At 72.3% G+C, this 17,599-nt stretch carries 14 protein-coding genes; 10 read left to right on the top strand and 4 right to left on the bottom strand.

Translation table 11 applies throughout. The features are described from left to right. Nucleotides 1-82 precede the first annotated feature (82 nt). Nucleotides 83-2,299: an MMPL family transporter gene (locus tag ACSIH6_RS11235; RefSeq protein ID WP_435108187.1), complete on the top strand. Its 2,217-nt coding sequence runs from the start codon at nucleotides 83-85 to the stop codon at nucleotides 2,297-2,299. Nucleotides 2,300-2,529: 230 nt separating this feature from the next. On the opposite strand, the gene ACSIH6_RS11240 is transcribed toward ACSIH6_RS11235, so the two are convergent. Next, nucleotides 2,530-3,321: an AfsR/SARP family transcriptional regulator gene (locus ACSIH6_RS11240; RefSeq protein ID WP_435108188.1), complete on the bottom strand. Its 792-nt coding sequence runs from the start codon at nucleotides 3,319-3,321 to the stop codon at nucleotides 2,530-2,532. A gap of 558 nt (nucleotides 3,322-3,879) precedes the next feature. Here ACSIH6_RS11240 and ACSIH6_RS11245 point away from each other — a divergent pair. The 7 genes from ACSIH6_RS11245 to ACSIH6_RS11275 all read left to right on the top strand — a co-directional run bounded on the left by ACSIH6_RS11245 (nucleotide 3,880) and on the right by ACSIH6_RS11275 (nucleotide 14,280). Next, on the top strand, nucleotides 3,880-4,932 hold the full coding sequence (locus ACSIH6_RS11245; protein WP_435108189.1) for a ScbA/BarX family gamma-butyrolactone biosynthesis protein: 1,053 nt from the start codon (nucleotides 3,880-3,882) through the stop codon (nucleotides 4,930-4,932). Next, a complete protein-coding gene (locus ACSIH6_RS11250; protein WP_435108190.1) occupies nucleotides 4,929-5,597 on the top strand; it encodes an HAD family hydrolase in 669 nt (222 codons plus the stop codon). The genes ACSIH6_RS11245 and ACSIH6_RS11250 overlap by 4 nt, the downstream gene beginning before the upstream one ends. Further along, complete coding sequence (locus ACSIH6_RS11255; protein ID WP_435108191.1) at nucleotides 5,594-7,222, top strand: FAD-dependent monooxygenase; 1,629 nt, start codon at nucleotides 5,594-5,596, stop codon at nucleotides 7,220-7,222. The genes ACSIH6_RS11250 and ACSIH6_RS11255 overlap by 4 nt, the downstream gene beginning before the upstream one ends. A gap of 144 nt (nucleotides 7,223-7,366) precedes the next feature. After that, entirely contained in the window at nucleotides 7,367-9,694 is a 2,328-nt protein-coding gene (locus ACSIH6_RS11260; protein WP_435108192.1) for an MMPL family transporter, read from the top strand. Beyond that, the gene (locus ACSIH6_RS11265; protein WP_435108193.1) at nucleotides 9,681-10,850 is read left to right on the top strand and encodes an alpha/beta fold hydrolase; all 1,170 of its coding nucleotides are present in this window, start codon (nucleotides 9,681-9,683) and stop codon (nucleotides 10,848-10,850) included. Before ACSIH6_RS11260 ends, ACSIH6_RS11265 begins: the two co-directional genes overlap by 14 nt. Before the next feature lie 23 nt (nucleotides 10,851-10,873). After that, nucleotides 10,874-12,037 (top strand): alpha/beta hydrolase, encoded by a 1,164-nt coding sequence (locus ACSIH6_RS11270; RefSeq protein ID WP_435108194.1) that lies wholly within the window; start codon nucleotides 10,874-10,876, stop codon nucleotides 12,035-12,037. Between the two features lie 20 nt (nucleotides 12,038-12,057). Further along, the gene (locus ACSIH6_RS11275) at nucleotides 12,058-14,280 is read left to right on the top strand and encodes an MMPL family transporter (protein ID WP_435108195.1); all 2,223 of its coding nucleotides are present in this window, start codon (nucleotides 12,058-12,060) and stop codon (nucleotides 14,278-14,280) included. A gap of 45 nt (nucleotides 14,281-14,325) precedes the next feature. Here ACSIH6_RS11275 and ACSIH6_RS11280 read toward each other — a convergent pair whose 3' ends face one another. Further along, on the bottom strand, nucleotides 14,326-14,787 hold the full coding sequence (locus ACSIH6_RS11280) for a MarR family winged helix-turn-helix transcriptional regulator (RefSeq protein ID WP_435108196.1): 462 nt from the start codon (nucleotides 14,785-14,787) through the stop codon (nucleotides 14,326-14,328). Between the two features lie 72 nt (nucleotides 14,788-14,859). Here ACSIH6_RS11280 and ACSIH6_RS11285 point away from each other — a divergent pair, with 72 nt between their 5' ends. Beyond that, nucleotides 14,860-15,951, top strand: coding sequence for an NAD-dependent epimerase/dehydratase family protein (locus ACSIH6_RS11285; RefSeq protein WP_435108197.1), 1,092 nt, complete (start codon nucleotides 14,860-14,862; stop codon nucleotides 15,949-15,951). A gap of 55 nt (nucleotides 15,952-16,006) precedes the next feature. Here the strand turns inward: ACSIH6_RS11285 and ACSIH6_RS11290 are convergent, their stop codons facing one another. Next, the gene (locus ACSIH6_RS11290) at nucleotides 16,007-16,234 is read right to left on the bottom strand and encodes a hypothetical protein (protein ID WP_435108198.1); all 228 of its coding nucleotides are present in this window, start codon (nucleotides 16,232-16,234) and stop codon (nucleotides 16,007-16,009) included. Continuing rightward, nucleotides 16,234-17,154 carry a hypothetical protein gene (locus ACSIH6_RS11295; RefSeq protein WP_435108199.1) on the bottom strand — a complete coding sequence of 307 codons (921 nt, stop codon included), beginning with the start codon at nucleotides 17,152-17,154 and terminating at the stop codon, nucleotides 16,234-16,236. Before ACSIH6_RS11295 ends, ACSIH6_RS11290 begins: the two co-directional genes overlap by 1 nt. 127 nt (nucleotides 17,155-17,281) lie before the next feature. On the opposite strand from ACSIH6_RS11295, the gene ACSIH6_RS11300 reads away from it, so the two are divergent. Further along, nucleotides 17,282-17,581, top strand: a complete 300-nt coding sequence (locus ACSIH6_RS11300; protein ID WP_435108200.1) for a YrhK family protein — start codon at nucleotides 17,282-17,284, stop codon at nucleotides 17,579-17,581. Nucleotides 17,582-17,599: the final 18 nt, after the last annotated feature.

The raw sequence follows: 17,599 nt of genomic DNA on the forward strand, positions 1-17,599 counted from the left end.
TCGTAACGCCCGCACGCTTTAGTGAACGCCGTTAGCAAACGGTGTTAACGGACATGAAGTCTGTTTCCTGAAGGGGCGGCGTATGCCGACACACACGGGGCTTTTCGGTCGGCTCGGACGGGGGGTCCACCGCTTCCGTTGGGCGGTCCTCGCCGCCACCGCGCTCTTCGCGGTCTTCTCCGGGGTCTGGGGCTCGGGGGTCTTCTCCGACGTCAGCGAGAGCGGGTTCGAGGACCCCGACTCGGAGTCCGCGCGGGCCACGCGCGTCCTGGAGGAGGAGCTGGGCCACGACGGCGTCGACGTCGTCGCGGTCTACCGCAGCGACGAGATCCAGGTGGACAACCCCACCTTCGCCGCGGCGATCGAGCGTGTCGCCGACGGCATGCCCGAGGACGTGGTCGCCGACTTCGACACCTACCTCGACGAGGACCTCGGCGAGACCGGGCGCGGCATGCTCGTGGCTGAGGACATGCGCGCCACCTACATCCCCGTGACCCTCAGCGGGGAGACCCACGCCGACCGCCTCCACCAGTACGAGGAGGTCGCCGACCACCTGTCCTCCAGCAGCCTGGAGGTCCACCTGGGCGGCTCGGTGGCGGTCGAGAGCGAACTGGCGGAGAGAGCCGAGAGCGACGTCGTGCGCGCCGAGCTCATCACCCTGCCGATCCTGCTGTTCCTCCTGGTCCTGATCTTCGGCGGCCTCGTCGCGGGCCTGATCCCGCTCGCCGTCGGCGGCCTGGCCATCCTGGGCTCGCTGACCCTGCTGCGGGCCCTGACCCACGTCACCGACGTGTCGGTGTTCGCGATCAACGTCGCCACCATCCTGGGCCTGGGGCTGGCCATCGACTACGGCCTGTTCATGGTCAGCCGCTTCCGCGAGGAACTGCGGCGTGGCCGCGGCATCGTCGACGCCGTGAGCCGCACCGTGGACACCGCCGGGCGCACCGTGGCCTTCTCCGGCATCACCGTCGGCATCGCCTTCGCGGGCCTGCTCTTCTTCCCCCAGCCCATCCTCCAGTCGATCGGCTGGGGCGGTATCGCCGTCGTGGTGTTCGACCTGCTGGCCGCACTGGTCTTCCTGCCCGCGCTGATGTCCGTGGTCGGCCACCGGATCAACCGACTCCGGCTGCCGCTGCCCCGCCGCACCGTCACCGGCGCCGTGCACGAGGGGGCCTGGTGGCGCCTGGCCCGCACCGTCATGCGCGGCCCCGCCGTGTCCCTGGTCGCGGTCGGCGGCGTCCTGCTGGTCTTCAGCTCCGGCCTGGCCTCCACCGAACTCGGCTCCACCGACCAGCGCTACCTGCCCGCCGACTCCGAGAGCCGGACCGCCACGGAGGCGCTCTCCGACGACTTCCCCGCGGGCGGCCTGGGCACGCTCCAGGTCGCGGTGGTCGGTGACGCCTCCGACGGGGCCCTGGAGGAGTACGCCGAGCGCCTGGAGGGCCTGGAGGAGGCCGCGTCCGCCACGGTGGAGCGCACCGGCGACGGGATCGCCCACGTCGTGGTCGCCTACGAGGGCGATCCCGACTCCCCGGAGACCGCCCAGCTGGTGCGCGACGTGCGCGCCGAACCGGCCCCGGAGGGCGCGGAGGAGACCCTGGTCGGCGGCGTGGCCGCCATGCAGCAGGACAACGTGGCGGCGATCGTCGACGCGGCGCCCATGACCGTGGGCTTCGTCGCCGTGGCGACTCTGCTCCTGCTCTTCCTCGCCTTCGGTTCGATCGTCCTGCCGATCAAGGCGGTGCTCATGGGGGCGCTGTCCCTGGGCGCCTCCCTGGGCGTGGTGGTCTGGGGCTTCCAGGAGGGCGCCTTCTCCGGGCTGCTCGGGTTCGAGGCGGTGGGCACCATCGACCCCACCTACCTGGTGCTGATCATCGTCGTGGCCTTCGGCCTGGCGATGGACTACGAGCTGTTCCTGCTCAGCCGGGTGCGCGAGGAGTACCTGCGCACCGGCGACAACACGCGCTCGGTGGCGGCGGGGCTCCAGCACACCGGCCAGATCATCACCAGCGCGGCCATCCTGTTGATGGTGGTGCTCCTGGCCATGGGCACCTCGGACCTGCTCTTCCTGAAGATCATCGGCATCGGTCTGGCCATCGCGGTGTTCGTGGACGCCACCCTGGTCCGCGCGGTCATGGTGCCCGCCACGATGCGCCTGCTGGGCGGGGCCAACTGGTGGCTGCCCCGGCCGCTGCGCTGGCTGCACGACCGGATCGGCATCTCCGAGGGCGGTGACGAGGACGAGCCCGAACCCGCCGCGGAGCGGGACGGGCGCGGCAGGGTGCGCGCGGGGGTGTGACCGCCCCGCGGTGCTGACCCCGTCCGGGAACCTCCCGGGCGGGGCCGACCGCTGTCGGCGGTGCCGCGACCGTCGCGGCCGGAGTGCGTCGGGTGCGTGCCGCAGGAGTGTCGGTGTGCCCCGCGCCGGGCGGGCCGGGGCCCGGCGTGGGGGGCGCCGCGTACGCGTGGTGCGGGCGGGACAGCGGTGCGGGGTGCTCGGCGGGTGCGGGGCCGGGCGGGGGACGAGGGTCAGACGAGCGTGGTCGGGATCGGCTCGTGGCGCCGGATCGCCTTGTACATGTCGTTCAGCTCCGGGCGGGGCGGCATGTTCAGCTCGCCCAGCATGCGCGTGGACAGGCGCTGGTACACGCGGATCGCCTCAGCCGTGTGGCCCGACTTGTACAGGGCCAGGATCAGCAGCCTGGCCAGGTTCTCCTCCAGGGGATGGTCGCGCAGGGTCTCGCGCAGGAGTCCCACCACCTCGTTGTGGCGGTCGACCGCGATGCTCAGTGTGGCGTACTCCTCCAGTACCACCAGGCGCACGGTCTCCATGAACTCGCGCTCGTCGTCGAAGGCGATGCCGGGCAGCTCGCCCAGCAGGGGACCCCGCCACAGGAGCAGCGCCTCCCCGAACATCTTCGCCGCGCGCTCGTGCTCACCGCGTTCGCGCAGGCCGCGCGCGGCGTCGACGTGGGCGTGGAACAGGGACATGTCCACCTGGTCGAGCCTGGCCGCCAGGCGGTAGCCCCCGCCGCCGCTCTCGATGCTGACCCGCTGGTGCGGGGACAGTTCGGCCAGGGCCCGGCGCAGGCCGGAGACGTACTTGTGGACGAGGTTGGCGGCGTAGGCGGGGTGCGTCGCGCCCCAGACCATGCCGATGATGCGCTGCGTGGTCAGGGACTGGTTGGCGTTGAGGGCCAGGGCGGCGAGTACGGCGCGCTGCCGGGGCGCGCCCAGTTCGAGGACGCGGTTTCCGTCAGTGACCGCGAGCTCTCCCAGGACCGCCACGGTGCTGGTGATTCGATGATGCGCTCTGTGCATTTCCGAGTCTTTCCGGCCGGTTTTTCTCTGGCGTTGCTCTTCTCCTGCTTTCTCCGGTTATCGGCCGCTTTCGTCAGGCCGTCCCGGACGTCACTCCCGTGCGGTGCGGAGCGGGTCACCCTGCGCGGCTGCGCCGTGCTCGGCTGGACCGTGCGCGGCGAGACGATCATAAACACGCAGGTTATGGCGGTAAGTAATGGATAAGTTCCTCTCCGGCGTCGTGTCGCGTGGTTGCCCAGCATGAGGGTGGGATGACAAAACCCCAGGCCATCTCGTGTGGTGATAGTCACAATAGGACGATGATCATGGCCAGCGACTAATCGCTTCCCCGTTTTCGCAGGTGAACGCGATTTCCTCGGAAAAATATGAGCTTCTTTCATAACTGGTCTTCAGGTTCTCTTCAGGTCCTCTCCAGGGTCCGTCCCGATACTCGGTGACTGTACGGAAGTAGGCCGTGGCCCGCCCTCTTCTGGTACCCGGACCCCTTTTTTGCCGTTGCCGACCCCGTTTCCCGGCGGTGGGACCTCCGCCACGGGAACAGCGAACGAAAGGGAAGCGATGAACCGCACGACGATCAGCGCGCAGGGGACCGCCCTCGCGGCCGACGCCGCGGCCGAGGCCGCCGGAGACCCCCTCGCGGGGCTCGACCCCGAGCCTTTCGGCCTGCGCGAACTCGACTACGACGCGACGGTCCCCCGGGGACTCGTGCACCGCAAGGCCGTCTCGGAGGTCTTCGTCACCGACTCCCAGCAGACCGGGGAGAGGAGCTTCGACGTCGCCGCCCAGCTGCCCCGCGGCCACGTCATGCTGGAGGCGCCCACCTACGACCTGCCCCTGATCCTGGAGGCCTGCCGCCAGACCGGTGTGCTCATCTCCCACCGCCACCTGAACGTCCCCATGGACCGGGCGTTCATCATGCAGCGCATGTCGCTGCGCATCGAGGACCTGGAGGGCCTGCGTCAGGGACCCGAGCCCGCACGCGCCCTCATCCGCACCGACGCCGACCTGTACCGCAACCAGGCCGGGAAGCTGCGCGGCTACGACTTCCGCGCCGACGTCCTCCTGGGCGGGACCCGGGTCGCCGAGGCCACGGGCGCGCTCATCTTCCTGACCAGGTCCACCTACCAGGTCCTGCGGGCCAAGGGGCGCAAGGCCCTGGACTGGAGCACGGGCCCCGCGCCCCGCGCGGTCCCGGCCGCGCCCGCCGTCGTGGGCAGGCGCGACCCGCGCAACGTCGTCATCACCGAGCCGGTGCAGCGCGGCGACGAGGGCTGGCGGGCCACCGTGGTCCCCGACCACAGCCACCCGCACCTGTTCGACCACCCGCTGGACCACCTGCCCGGCAACCTCCTCATCGAGGCCGCCCGGCAACTGGCCGTGGCCGCGGTCTCGCGCTCCAGCGGCCTGGACCCGGTCACGCTCGTCCCGGTCTCGGTGGAGGCCTCCTTCTCCTCCTTCTCCGAGAACGACCTCGCCTCCGTCGTGGAGGCCGACCTGACCCCCTTCCGCGCGGACGAGCGCTTCGGCCCGGTCGCGGGCGTGGACGTGCGCGTCCTCCAGCAGGGCGTCCCCGGCAGTACCTTCCGGATCGAGGTGGCCCAGTGGGTGTGAACCGCATCGAGGCCGTCGTGTGCGACTACGGCGGCGTGCTGACCAACCCGCTCATCGAGACCCTGGAGCACTTCGCCAGGACCGCGGGCCTGACGCCCGACGCGATCCTCACGGCGATGGGCGCCGCCGCGGCCCGCAACGGCGCCGAGCCCATGGCGCTGCTGGAGGTCGGGGCGATCACCGAGGCCGACCTCGTCGCGCAGATCAGCGCCGAACTCCCCGGAGGGTGGACGTTGCCCGAGGACCGCACCTTCGGCGAGATCTGGTTCGCCGGACGCAACGGCAACACCGAGTTCGCCGAGTTCCTGGGCGGACTGGGCGCGCAGGGCTACCGCCTGGCGCTGCTCACCAACAACGTCATCGAGTGGGAGGAGCTGTGGCGGGCCACGGTCCCCGCCGACGAGCTGTTCGAGGTGGTGGTCAACTCCGCGCACGAGGGCGTGCGCAAGCCCGACACCGAGATCTACGACCGCCTCCTGGCGCGGCTCGGGCTGTCCCCCGACCGCTGCCTGTTCGTGGACGACCTGGAGTCCAACCTGGAGCCCGCGGCCCGTCTGGGCATGGCCACGGTCCTGTACCGCGACAACGCGCAGGCGATCGCCGAGGTCACCGAGCTTCTCGACGGGGCGGCCAAGCCCGAGCGAGCGGCCGGGGGTGTGCGGTGACCGTCCCGGGTCAGTACCCGCCCGTGCTGGTGGTCGGCGCCGGGCCCACCGGGCTCGCCGCCGCCTGCGCCCTGCTCCAGGGCGGCGTGTCCTGCCGCGTGGTCGAACGCCGCGCGGGGATCGCCGAGGAGCCCAAGGCGCTCATCCTGTGGAGCGGGGCCTTGGAGGTCCTGCGCAGGCTCGGCGTGGCCGACAGGGTGGTGGAGCAGTCCCTGCCCCTGGCGTCGGCCTCCTACTTCTCCGGTGGCAGGAAGATCGGCGGGGTGCGCTTCGGCGGCCTGGAGAACACGGCCTTCCCCGGGCCGGTCTGCCTGCCCCAGCCCGGCACCGAGCAGGCGCTCCACGACCGCCTCCTCGAACTCGGCGGGTCCGTCGAGTGGTCCACCCGCGTCCACTCGGTGGAACCCGCCGGGGCGGGGACGCGGGTGGTCCTCGGCCCCGCCGACGACCCGGACGTGCGCGAGGAGGTCGCCGTCCCCTGGGTGGTGGCCGCCGACGGCAGCCGCAGCGCGGTCCGCGAGTCCCTGGGCGTGGCCTTCGAGGGCGACACCTACGACCGGACCTTCCTGCTCAGCGACGGCGTGGTGAGCGGTCCCGTCCCCGAGAGGGAGGCCCAGTACCACCTCACGCCCGACGGGGTGCTGGTGATCGTGCCGCTGCCCGGCGGCGGGCACCGGGTCTTCTTCGACATCGCCTCCGACGGACGGACCGACCCGCCCGACGACGCGCTGCTCGCCCGGCTGCTCGCCGAGCGCGGCCCGGCGGGGCTGCGCATCGAGAGCGTGTGGTGGCGCAGCCGCTTCCGGGTGCACGCCCGCGTGGCGCGCGAGTTCCGGCGGGGGCGCGTGCTCATCGCCGGGGACGCCGCCCACCTGCACAGCCCGGCGGGCGGCCAGGGGCTCAACACCGGCATCCAGGACGGCTTCGACCTGGGCTGGAAGCTGGCCGCCGTCCTGCGCGGCGCCCCCGAGCCGCTGCTGGACAGCTACCCGCTCGAACGCCGACCCACCGCCCAGGCGGTGGTGCGCAGCGCCGACCAGCAGACCCGCACCTGGATGACCCGCGCGCCGCTGGCCCGGCTGGTGCGCGACACCCTCATGCGCCTGCTCTCGGCGTCGGGGCTGTTGGAGAAGCGCCTGGTGCCGCAGCTGGCGCAGATCTCACCGGACCTGAGAGCCAGTCCCGCCGTCACCGCGCCACCGCCGGGCTGGCGGGCGCGCGACGCGGTGGGCGGGGCGCTGCCGGGCACGCGCATCGGCGACGCCGCGCTCGTCCCGCTGGTCGGGGCCCGGGCCCGGAGCCTGCACGCCTACCTGGCCTCGGGGCGCCACGCCCTGCTGGTCGGCGGCTCCTCCGAGCGGGCCTCGCGGGCCGCGGCGCGGCTGCGGGGGGCCGTCCCCGACGACGTGGACGTGCTGTTGCTGACCGGCGCCGAGGGTCCGGCCCGGGAGGGGGGCGGGCACGACACGGCCCGCCCCGCCGGGCCGGTGCGGGGCGAGTGGGTCGTCCACGTGCGCCCCGACGCCGTGGTGGCGGCGGTGGCCGACCTGTCCGATCCCGCCTGGCGGGCCGAGGACTTCGTGGACGCGGCGTCGCTGCCCGGAGCCCAGCGGTCCCTCACGTAAACGATATGTGAATCCTATTATTAGAGGAAACAATCGTCGCATGTTTTTACTGTACTGTGGCGGCGAGGGAACGCGCGGTGGCGGCCGGAGGACTCCGGCCGCCACCGGCGGCCCCGCGCGCTCGCGAGAAAAGGGGGTGACACGATGCTCGACGCGCTGACCAGGCTGACCACGCGCAGACCCTGGTGGGTCCTGGCCGTGGCCCTGCTGGCGGTGGTCGGGTCGGCGGTGCTCGGCTCCGGAGTGGCCGACCGCCTCCGCGCGGGGCAGGGCACCGAGGACCCCGGATCGGAGTCGGCCCAGGCCGGTCAGATCCTGGAGGAGCACTTCCCCGACAGCAGGCCCAACCTGATCCTGCTGGTGGAGTCCGAGGCCGGGGTGGACGACCGCGAGGCCGCCAGCCAGGGACTCGGACTGGCCGAGGGACTGGCCTACGAGGACGCCGTCACCGGCGTCACCTCCTACTGGCAGACCGGATCGAACGCGCTCAAGTCCGAAGACGGGACCCGCGCCCTCATCGCCGCCCACATCGGCGGCACCGAGGCCGAGGCCGGACGGGCCGCGGCCGACCTGGCCGAGCGCTACGGCGGCGAACACGGCCCCCTCACCGTCAGCGTCGGCGGACAGACCGCCGTCCTCAACGACATCGAGACCACCATCGCCGAGGACCTGGTGCGCTCGGAGATGATCGCGCTGCCCCTGACCCTGCTCATCCTGGTGTGGGTCTTCGGCAGCGTCGCCTCGGCGGTCCTGCCCCTGCTGGTCGGGGTGGTCGCCATCATCGGCACCAACGCCGTCCTGTGGGCGGTCGCCGGGTTCACCGACGTGTCGGTCTTCGCGCAGAGCCTGACCATCGCCCTGGGGCTGGGCCTGGCCATCGACTACGCCCTGCTCATGGTGCGCCGCTTCCGCGCGGAACTGGCCGACGGGGCCGACCCGGCCACCGCCACCGCCGTCACCGTGCGCACGGCCGGGCGCACCGTGGTCTTCTCCGCGCTGGCCATCTCCGCCGCCCTGGCCGCGATGCTGCTCTTCCCCCTGTACTTCCTGCGCTCCTTCGCCTACGCGGGCGTGACCGTGGTGGCGCTGGCCGCCCTGGCCTCCCTGCTGGTGCTCCCGGCCGTGCTCACCCTGCTCGGCCACCGCGTCAACTCCCTGGACCCGCGCCGCCTGCTGCGCCGGGGCGCCTCCGCGGCCCCCTCCCCGGAGGAGGCGGCCGACCGCCGCTGGCGGCGGCTCACCCGCACGGTCATGGGTCGCGCGCCCGTCTTCGCCGCCGTCGCGCTCCTGGTCCTGGTCGTGGCCGGACTGCCCTTCCTGAGGGTGGAGTTCGGCATGGCCGACGACCGCCAGCTGCCCGCCGGGACCGAGTCCCGGCAGGTCATGGAGGTCATCCGCGAGGACTTCGACTCCGCCGCCACCGGCACCGTCGACGTGCTCGTGCACAGCCCGCCCGAGGAGACCGACACCGACCAGCTCGCCGACTACGCCTCGGCGCTGTCCTCCCTGCCGGGCGTCGACGAGGTCCGCTCGCCGCTCGGCGTGCACGCCGACGGCGCCCACACCCGCGACAGGACCCCCGTGGACGCCCTGCGCGAGTCCGACGACCTCGCCTACCTCCAGGTCGTCCCCGACCCGGGGGTGGAGGCCATCTCCACCCAGAGCCAGGACCTGGTCCGCGACATCCGCGCGGTGGACACCGAGCTGGAGACCTCCGTCTCCGGACAGGCCGCCGCCGTCGTGGACGCCCAGCGCGCCATCGCCGAGCAGATCCCCCTCGCCCTGGCCGCGGTCGTGGCCGGGATGCTCGTCCTGGTCTACCTGCTCACCGGAAGCGTGCTCCTGCCCCTGCTGTCGGTGCTCTTCAACGCGCTCAGCCTCACCGCCATGTTCGGCGCCGTGGTCTGGGTCTTCCAGGACGGCAACCTCAGCGGCCTGCTCGGGTTCACCCCGACCGGGTTCATCGACACCGCGCTGCCGGTGCTGATGTTCTGCATCGCCTTCGGCCTGTCCATGGACTACGGGGTCTTCCTCCTGGCCAGGATGCGCGAGGAGTACGACCGCGTGGGCGACCACCGCACCGCCGTCGAACTCGGCCTGCGGCGCACCGGCGGCGTCATCACCGCCGCCGCCGTCACCCTGGCCGTCGTCCTGATCGCCATCGGCGCCTCGCGCGTGACCAACACGATGATGCTCGGCTGGGGCGTGGCCCTGGCCGTGATCGTGGACGCCACCGTCGTGCGCTGCCTGCTGGTGCCCTCGGTGCTGCGCATGACCGGGCGCGCCACCTGGTGGGCGCCCGCACCCCTGAGGCGGTTCCACCGCGCCTTCGACGCCGTCCTCGGTGAGAGCGCGGCCGAACCCGCCCGCCCGCGCGTGCCCGCCTCCACCGACCCTCCGCCCGACGACGCGGCCGCGGCCGGGGAACAGGGCACCGACGACCGCAAGGAGGTGGCCCATGCCAGGGACTAGGAGGGCCGTCATCGCCGGAGCGGCCATCGCGGCCGCCGCCGCCCTCGCGCTCACGCTGCTCCCCCTGGGGGAGTCCGAGCCCGCCGCCGCGCCCGCGCCCACCGCCGGGGAACGCGCCGAGGCCACCGCCCGGCGCATGGACGAGGCGGGCGTCGTCGACGTGCCGGTCTCCTTCACCGTCACCAACGGCAACCGCTCCCGGCTGCCGTGCAACAGCGACGGCGAGGAGTACACCGTGCGCGGCCACCTGACCGCACCGGCGGGGCTGCTGACGACCGAGGACCCCGCCGTCACCCTCTACCAGCACGGGCAGGCCGCGGGGGAGTGGTTCTGGCGCATGGACGAGCCCGGACTCCACCACGCCGAGGAGATGGCCCTGCTGGGCCAGGCCTCCCTCACCCTGGACCGGCTCGGCTACGGGGCCAGCGACCGCCCCGACGGCATGGCCATGTGCCTGGGCAGCCAGGCCGACATGACCGCCCAGGTCATCGCCCGGCTACGCGAGGGCGACTACACCGCCCAGGACACCGCGGCCCTGCCCGGCGGCGCGCCCGCCTTCGACCACGTCACGCTGGCCGGACACCACAGCGGCGCCCAGATCGCCCAGATCACCGCCTACTCCTTCGAGGGCGACCGGGCCCCCGACGCCCTGGTCCTCATGGCCTGGAGCGGCACCGGCGTCACCGACCGCGCCAACGCGCGCTTCTTCGGGGGGCTGGCCTCCTGTATGCAGGGCGGCGTGCCCGCCGGCGCCGGGGCGGGGCCGCCCGACCCCGGGGCCGACGACCCGGCCGGGTACACCTACGTCGACGTCGGCGCCACGTCCTACACCCGGGCCCACTTCCACGACCCCGCCAGCACGGCGGCCGCGCTCGCCGCCGCGTCACAGGACCGCACTCCCTGCGGTGACCTGGGCACCCAGGTCGAGGCACTGTCCACCGACATGCGCGCCCTCGACCGCGTCGACGTCCCCGTCCTGTTCGCCTTCGCCGAGCACGACACCCGCGTGGGCGAGGGGGCCGAGCACACCGCGCTCTTCACCGGCGCGCCCGAGAGCCGGACCGTCACCGTCGCCGACGCGGGCCACTACCTCGTCCTCGAACCCGGAGCCCCCGCCCTGCGCGAGGAACTCGCCGCGTGGTTGGAGGAGCGGTGACACGAGCACGCCAAGGAGCACCCTTGAACCGCACGACCGCACGGGTCGCGGCCGCGGCGGCCGCCCTCCTGACCGCCACCGCGGCCCTCCTCGGGAACCCGGGACCCCTGCCCGGGACCCCGGCCCTGGCCGCCCCGGCCGCGGAGGCGCCCGCGGAAGCCTCCCCGGTGTCCGCCACCGCGCCTTCCGAACCGGCCACCCTCCCCGAGGGCGTGGTGGACCTCCCGGTGGAGTTCACCGTCGACAACGTCAACCGCTCCCGCGGCCAGTGCTCCGCCGACGGCGAGGAGTACACCGTGCGCGGCCACCTGACCGCACCGGCCGAGGTCCTGGCCGCCGACGACCCGGCCGTGGCCTTGCTGGTCCACGGCACCAACACCGGCGAGTGGATCTGGCGCCTGGACGTCCAGGGCCGCAACTACGTGCACGAACTGGCCGAACGCGGGCACGCCTCGGTCACCATCGACCGGCTCGGCTACGGCTCCAGCGACATCCCCGACGGCTTCGCCAGTTGCAGCGGCGCCCACGCCGACATCGCCCACCAGGTGGTCGAGCAGCTGCGCGCGGGCGAGTACGGGGTGGAGGGCGAGGACCCCGTCGCCTTCGACACGGTGGTCATGGGCGGCCACTCCAGCGGCGCCCTGGTCGCCGAGACCGCCGCCGTCTCCTTCGGCGGCGTGGACGGCCTGCTGCTCACCGGATGGGCCGCCGTCGGCATCACCGACGACACCAACCGGCGCTTCCTGACCGCCTACCAGACCTGCCTGGAGGGCGGCGAGGAGCACGCCGAACCCGGCGACCCCACCGGCTACGTGCACTTCGACCCCACCCTGGAGGACTTCCTCGACGGCGGACTCGGCGCACAGGCCGACCCCGCCGTGACGGCCCGGGTCGAGGAGCACTGGGGCCGCAACCCCTGCCGCGTCATGATCTCCGAACCCATGGCCATCCTCTACGACCTGGGCGTGGTCGACGAGATCGACGTCCCGGTCCACCTGGTCTTCGGCGCCCACGACGTCCTGCGTCAGGGCGTCGAGGGCTACCCCGGGCTGTTCACCTCCAGTCCCGAGGTCACCTCGACCACCCTGCCCGACGCCGGACACTTCGTCACCGTCGACGCCGGGTCCGAGCTCCTGTACGACACGGCTGCCGCGTGGATGGAGCGGCACGCCCCCACCACCTCCTGACCCTGGAAGGCGAGACCACCATGGCCACGTCCCCGACCACCACCTCACCCCCCGGCCGACAGGGGGCGCCACCGGGAAGGCCCCCGTTCCTGGTCCGGCTCGGCGACGGGCTGGCCCGCCGCCCGGGTCGCGTGATCCTGGCCAGCGTCGCGCTGGTGCTGGTCGCCCTGACCCTGGCGGCGGGCACCATGGACCGGCTGTTGCTCAGCCGCTTCGAGAGCCCCGGATCGGAGTCGCTGGGCGTCGAGCAGCAGCTGGAGGAGGGCTTCGGCACCGGCAAGCACCACTTCCTCCTGCTGGTCACCGCCCAGCAGGGCACCGTCGACGACCCCGAGGTCGTCGAGGCCGCCACCGCCCTGGAACGGGACCTGGCCTCGCGCGAGGGCGTCGCCGAGACCGCCTCCTACTGGGGGCGCGGTGAGTCCCCGGCGATGCGCTCCGAGGACGGCACCCAGGCGCTGATCACCGTGCGCATGTCGGGCACGGTCACCGAGGCGCGCACCGCGCTCGGCGAGCTCTCGCCGGACTTCACCCGCGACGGCGAGGTCATCCGGGTGGAGGTCGGCGGCGGCGACGAGGTCTTCCGCCAGGCCGCCGAGCAGGCGCAGGCCGACTTCCTGCTCGCCGAGGCGATCATCTTCCCGCTGGTGTTCGTGCTCCTGCTCGTCCTCTACCGCAGGATCTCGGTGGCGGCGCTGACCCTGGGCATGGGCCTGTTCTCCGTGGTCACCACGCTCGCCCTGCTGCGCGGGGTCACCTATTTCACCGACGTGTCCACCTTCGCCGCCAACCTCACCCTGGTCATGGGCGTGGGCCTGGGCGTGGACTACAGCCTGTTCGTCATCAACCGCTTCCGCGAGGAGCTGGCCCGGGGCAGGCAGGTCCCCGAGGCGGTCTCCCTGGCCGTCTCCAAGGCCGGGCGCACCGTCCTGTTCAGCGGCCTGACGGTCGCGGTGGCCCTGTCATGCCTGATGCTCTTCCCCTTCCCCTTCCTCCAGTCCTTCGCCTACTCGGGCGTGGGAACCGTGCTGACCTCGGTGTTCGCCGCGCTGGTCATCCTGCCCGCGGCGCTGGCCAAGGTCGGGCACCGGGTCCGGCCCAAGCGCGAGCCCGACTCCGACAGCGGCTGGTGGCACTCCACCGCGCTGCGGATGATGCGCCGCCCGCTGCTGTGGGGCCTGCCCGCGCTCGCGGTGGTCCTGCTGCTGGCCGCGCCCGCGGTGGGGCTCAACTTCGGTCTGCCCGACGCGCGCGTGCTCCCGCAGGGGGTCTCCAGCCGCGACGTGCAGGACCAGATCGGCACGAACTTCGTCCAGGAGGAGATGGACGCCGTCCAGGTGCTGGTGGACGTACCGGGCCAGGAGGCCAACGCCGACGCCATCAGCGCCTACGCCGCCGACCTGTCGCGGGTGGAGGGCGTCTACCAGGTGGACGCGCTCACCGGGCGCTTCACCGGCGGAGAGCAGACCGACGGGGCCGAGCCCGCGGCGCAGGACCGGTTCGGGTCGGCGGAGGCCACGTGGCTGTCCGTGGTGCCCGACGCCGAGGCCCTGGAGGACGTCGAGGACCTCATCGACCGGATCCGGGACGTGCCCGCGCCCGGTGAGACCCAGATCGGCGGCTACCCGGCTGACCTCACCGACTTCCGCGAGGCCCTGCTGGGACAGGTGCCGCTGGTGTTCGGCCTCATCCTCGCCATCACCTTCGTCATCCTGTTCCTCATGACCGGGAGCATCCTGCTGCCCGCCAAGGCGATCGTGCTCAACGTGCTCAGCCTCGCGGTGATGTTCGGCGTGATGGTGTGGATCTTCCAGGAGGGGAACCTGTCCGGGCTGCTGGGCTTCACCGCCAACGGCACCCTGGAGACGACGTTCCCCATCCTGATGTTCTGCATCGCCTTCGGGCTGTCCATGGACTACGAGGTGTTCATGATGTCCCGGATCAAGGAGGAGTACGACCTGACCGGGGACAACACCCGTGCGGTCGCGGCCGGGCTCCAGCGCAGCGGACCCCTGGTCACGGCGGCGGCCGTCATCCTGGCCGCCTCCTTCGCCACCTACGCCGTCTCCGACGTGCTGTACCTGATGATGCTGGCGGTCGGCATGGCGGTGGTGATCCTGGTGGACGCCACCCTGATCCGCGGCGTGCTGGTACCGGTGTTCATGCGGCTGGCCGGACGGGCCAACTGGTGGGCCCCGGCGCCGCTCAAGCGCCTGCACGCCCGCTTCGGCATCTCCGAGTGACCGGGGGATCCGGTGCCGGGGGCAGCGGCCCCCGGCACCGGGTCCTCACTCGTACTTGGTCACCCGGGGGTGGTCGGTGAGCAGGCGGCCCGACAGCTCGTGCAGGAGGGCCACCTCCTGCTCGGACAGGGTGGCGAAGAACTCCGACTCCGCCCGTCTCACGGCCCCGCGGGCCTCCTCCAGCAGCGCTCTCGCCTTGTCCGTGGGCGTCACGATGTAGCGCCTGCGGTCCTTGGGGTTGCGCTCGCGCCTGGCCAGCCCCTGCTCCTCCAGGTCGTCGATCAACCCCACCATCACGTTCGGATCCACGCCCAGCACACGGCTCAGCTCCTTCTGCGAGGGATGGGACATCGCCTCCGCCGCGGAGAGCACGTGGAACTGCCGGGAGGTGATCTGTTGGGGCCCGAAGATCGCCGCGGTGGTCGCCTGGACCAGTTCGCCCAGCTTGATCAGTCGAAAACCGGTCGTGTGCCACATGGGGGTGTCCCATCCGGGTGCGTTCTCCATGGCTCGGTCCCCCTCCTCAAATGCTTCTGCTCACCCGATGATCATAGAACTCTATAGTTGGGATGTGAAACGATGGTGGACACCCATGCCACACCGCTCCCCGGGCGGAACAGGTCCGTGGTGACCGGAGCGACCGGCCTCCTCGGCAGCAACATCGTGCGCCTGCTGCTGAGCCTGGACCAGGAGGTCGTCGCCCTGGTCCGCGACACCGACCGCGCCCGCCGTCTGCTGCCCGACGACCCCCGCCTGCGCCTGGTCGCCGGGGACATCACCGACCCCGACTCCTACCGGCCCGTGCTGGCCGGGGCCGACGAGGTCTTCCACACCGCCGCCTACTTCCGCGAGTACTTCCAGGACCCCAGCCTCACCGAACCCCTGGACAGGGTGAACGTACGCGGCACCGAGCTGGCCCTGGCCGAGGCCGCCAACGCCGAGGTGCCGGTGTTCGTCCACACCAGCTCCATCAACACCCTGGACCTGCGCGGCCCCGAGAACCCCGCCGACGAGTCCACCCCGCCCCCGGACCGCTTCGTGGGCCTGTCGGCCTCCCGGTGCTACCCCTCCAGCAAGGTCCGCGCCGAGCGGGCGGTGGAGGACCTGATCCGCTCCGGCCGCGCCGGGTCCACCCGGGTCGCGGTCGTGCTGCCCGGGTGGATGTGGGGACCCGGGGACGCCGGGCCCACCTCCGCCGGGCGGCTCTTCCTGGGCGTGGCCAAGGGGGCGGTCAAGGCGGTGCCCCGGCTGTCCAACTACGTGGTGGACGCGCGGGACGTGGCCTTCGCCTGCGTGGCCGCCGCCCGCGTGGGCGGGCACGACCGCTACGTGGTGGCCGGCGCCAAGCGCTCGGTGCCCGCCCTGGTCGGCGCGGTCGCCACCGAGACCGGCGCGCGCACCCCCCGCGCGGTCCCGGCCGGGCTGGCGGTGGCGGCCGCCTCGCTGATGGAGCTCCAGGCCCGCCTGGGCGGAGGGGAGCCGACCGCCACCCGCGCCGGGGTGCGCGTCCTGCGTGAGGGCGAGGACCGCAACATCACCTCCGGCCTGGCCGAGCGGGACCTGGGGGTGCGGTTCCGCTCCGTGGCCGAGACCGTGTCCGCGACGGGGGCCTGGTACCGGCGGCACGGCATGCTCCCGGCGGGCGCGGTGCGGGCCTCCGCGCGCCGCTGAGCGCAAGGGGCGGGCCCGGCGCCCGAGGGGACGCCGGGCCCGTCACAGGTTCAGGTCACTCGGCGAAGAGTGGGTCGATGTGGGTGAGGGTGATGGTCCGGTCGAGCCAGGTGTCGAGCACTTCGTGGTCGCGGCACTCGCTGATGCGTTCGCGTGCTTCCTCGGGTACGTCGATGCCGCGTCGGGCGAGGATCCGGAGGATGTCCTCGGCCCGTCCCTCGGCCCGTCCCTCGGCCTTGAGGCTCTCGGTCCAGGCACTGCTGTACTCGTGGGTGTCGGCCATCACTCGGCGAAGAGTTGGTCGATGTGGGTGAGGGTGATGGTCCGGTCGAGCCAGGTGTCGAGCACTTCGTGGTCGCGGCACTCGCTGATGCGTTCGCGTGCTTCCTCGGGTACGTCGATGCCGCGTCGGGCGAGGATCCGGAGGATGTCCTCGGCCCGTCCCTCGGCCCGTCCCTCGGCCCGTCCCTCGGCCCGTCCCTCGGCCCGTCCCTCGGCCCGTCCCTCGGCCTTGAGGCTCTCGGTCCAGGCACTGCTGTACTCGTAGGTGTCCGTCATCATCAGGTCCTCCAGGGCGGCCTGGCCTTCGGTCTTCGCCAGCAGGTTCAACGTGAATCCAATGTACTTCGTGGCCTTTTCCTGGTCGATCGCATCGAGGCCGGTGTGCAGGGCTTTCAACACGTCCATGTCCTGACCGCCGTGCGCGGCGGCGGACAGCACGCCCAGGGACGGGTGCCGCTCCACCTCCCCGGGGTCGGTGATGACCGGGATCCCGGACGGCCCCACCACCAGGGGGCGCAGGACGAAACCGGGATGGCCGAGGTGGATCGGTTCGGCGTACCAGTCCGCCACGGACTGCTTCGGACAGATGGTCAGCAGGACGACCGGGCACTCGTGCCGTGAGCGCAGCGCGGCCACGTACTCGGGCCAGGTGAAGCGCTTGCGCTCCTTCTCGTCGCGCTGGACCTCCACGACGATGCCCATCAGCTTGTCGAAGGGGTCGTCCGGACCGGGGCCGCGCAACATGATCGCGACGTCCGAACGGCGCTCGACGGGATCGACGTGGCCGAGGTCGCACGAGGTGACCTCGCTGCGGTCGTAGTCGGGTACGTCCACGCCGAGGCCGCGCAGGAAGCCGACGGCCGTGTCCGGCGCGTCGGCGAACAACTCGGCGTAGATCTGATGTTCAGGGGAGATTGCCACGAGGCAGATGTTACACAGGGTTACCGACAGGTATGTACGAGTAGTCGTTATGTGGTGTCTTTTCGTGTTCGCCCACTTCGGGCAGGGGAGACGGGGTGCCGCGACGACCCCGCAGGGAGGGCCGACCATGTCCGAGAAGCAGAGCAGACCACTGGTCCTGCACGTGGGGCACGACGAACTCGTCGTCCGGCGCCGCTACGAGACCGCGAGCATCGTCAACGACATCCTCATCGCCCTGTGGTTCATCGCCGGAAGCATCATGTTCTTCTCGGAGTCCTGGACCACGGCGGGCACCTGGTGCTTCCTCGTCGGCAGCGTCGAGCTGCTGATCCGCCCGGCGATCCGGCTGAGCAGGCAGCTGCACATCCGGCGCGTCCGCTCCTCCAGCCCCAGCTCGACCGGGGAGGAGTCCTCCCAGGACTTCTGACCGGAACACGAAAAAGGC

Origin of the sequence: Nocardiopsis synnemataformans (genome assembly GCF_965343085.1) — a bacterium.
GTDB classification, from domain to species: Bacteria; Actinomycetota; Actinomycetes; order Streptosporangiales; family Streptosporangiaceae; genus Nocardiopsis; species Nocardiopsis alborubida.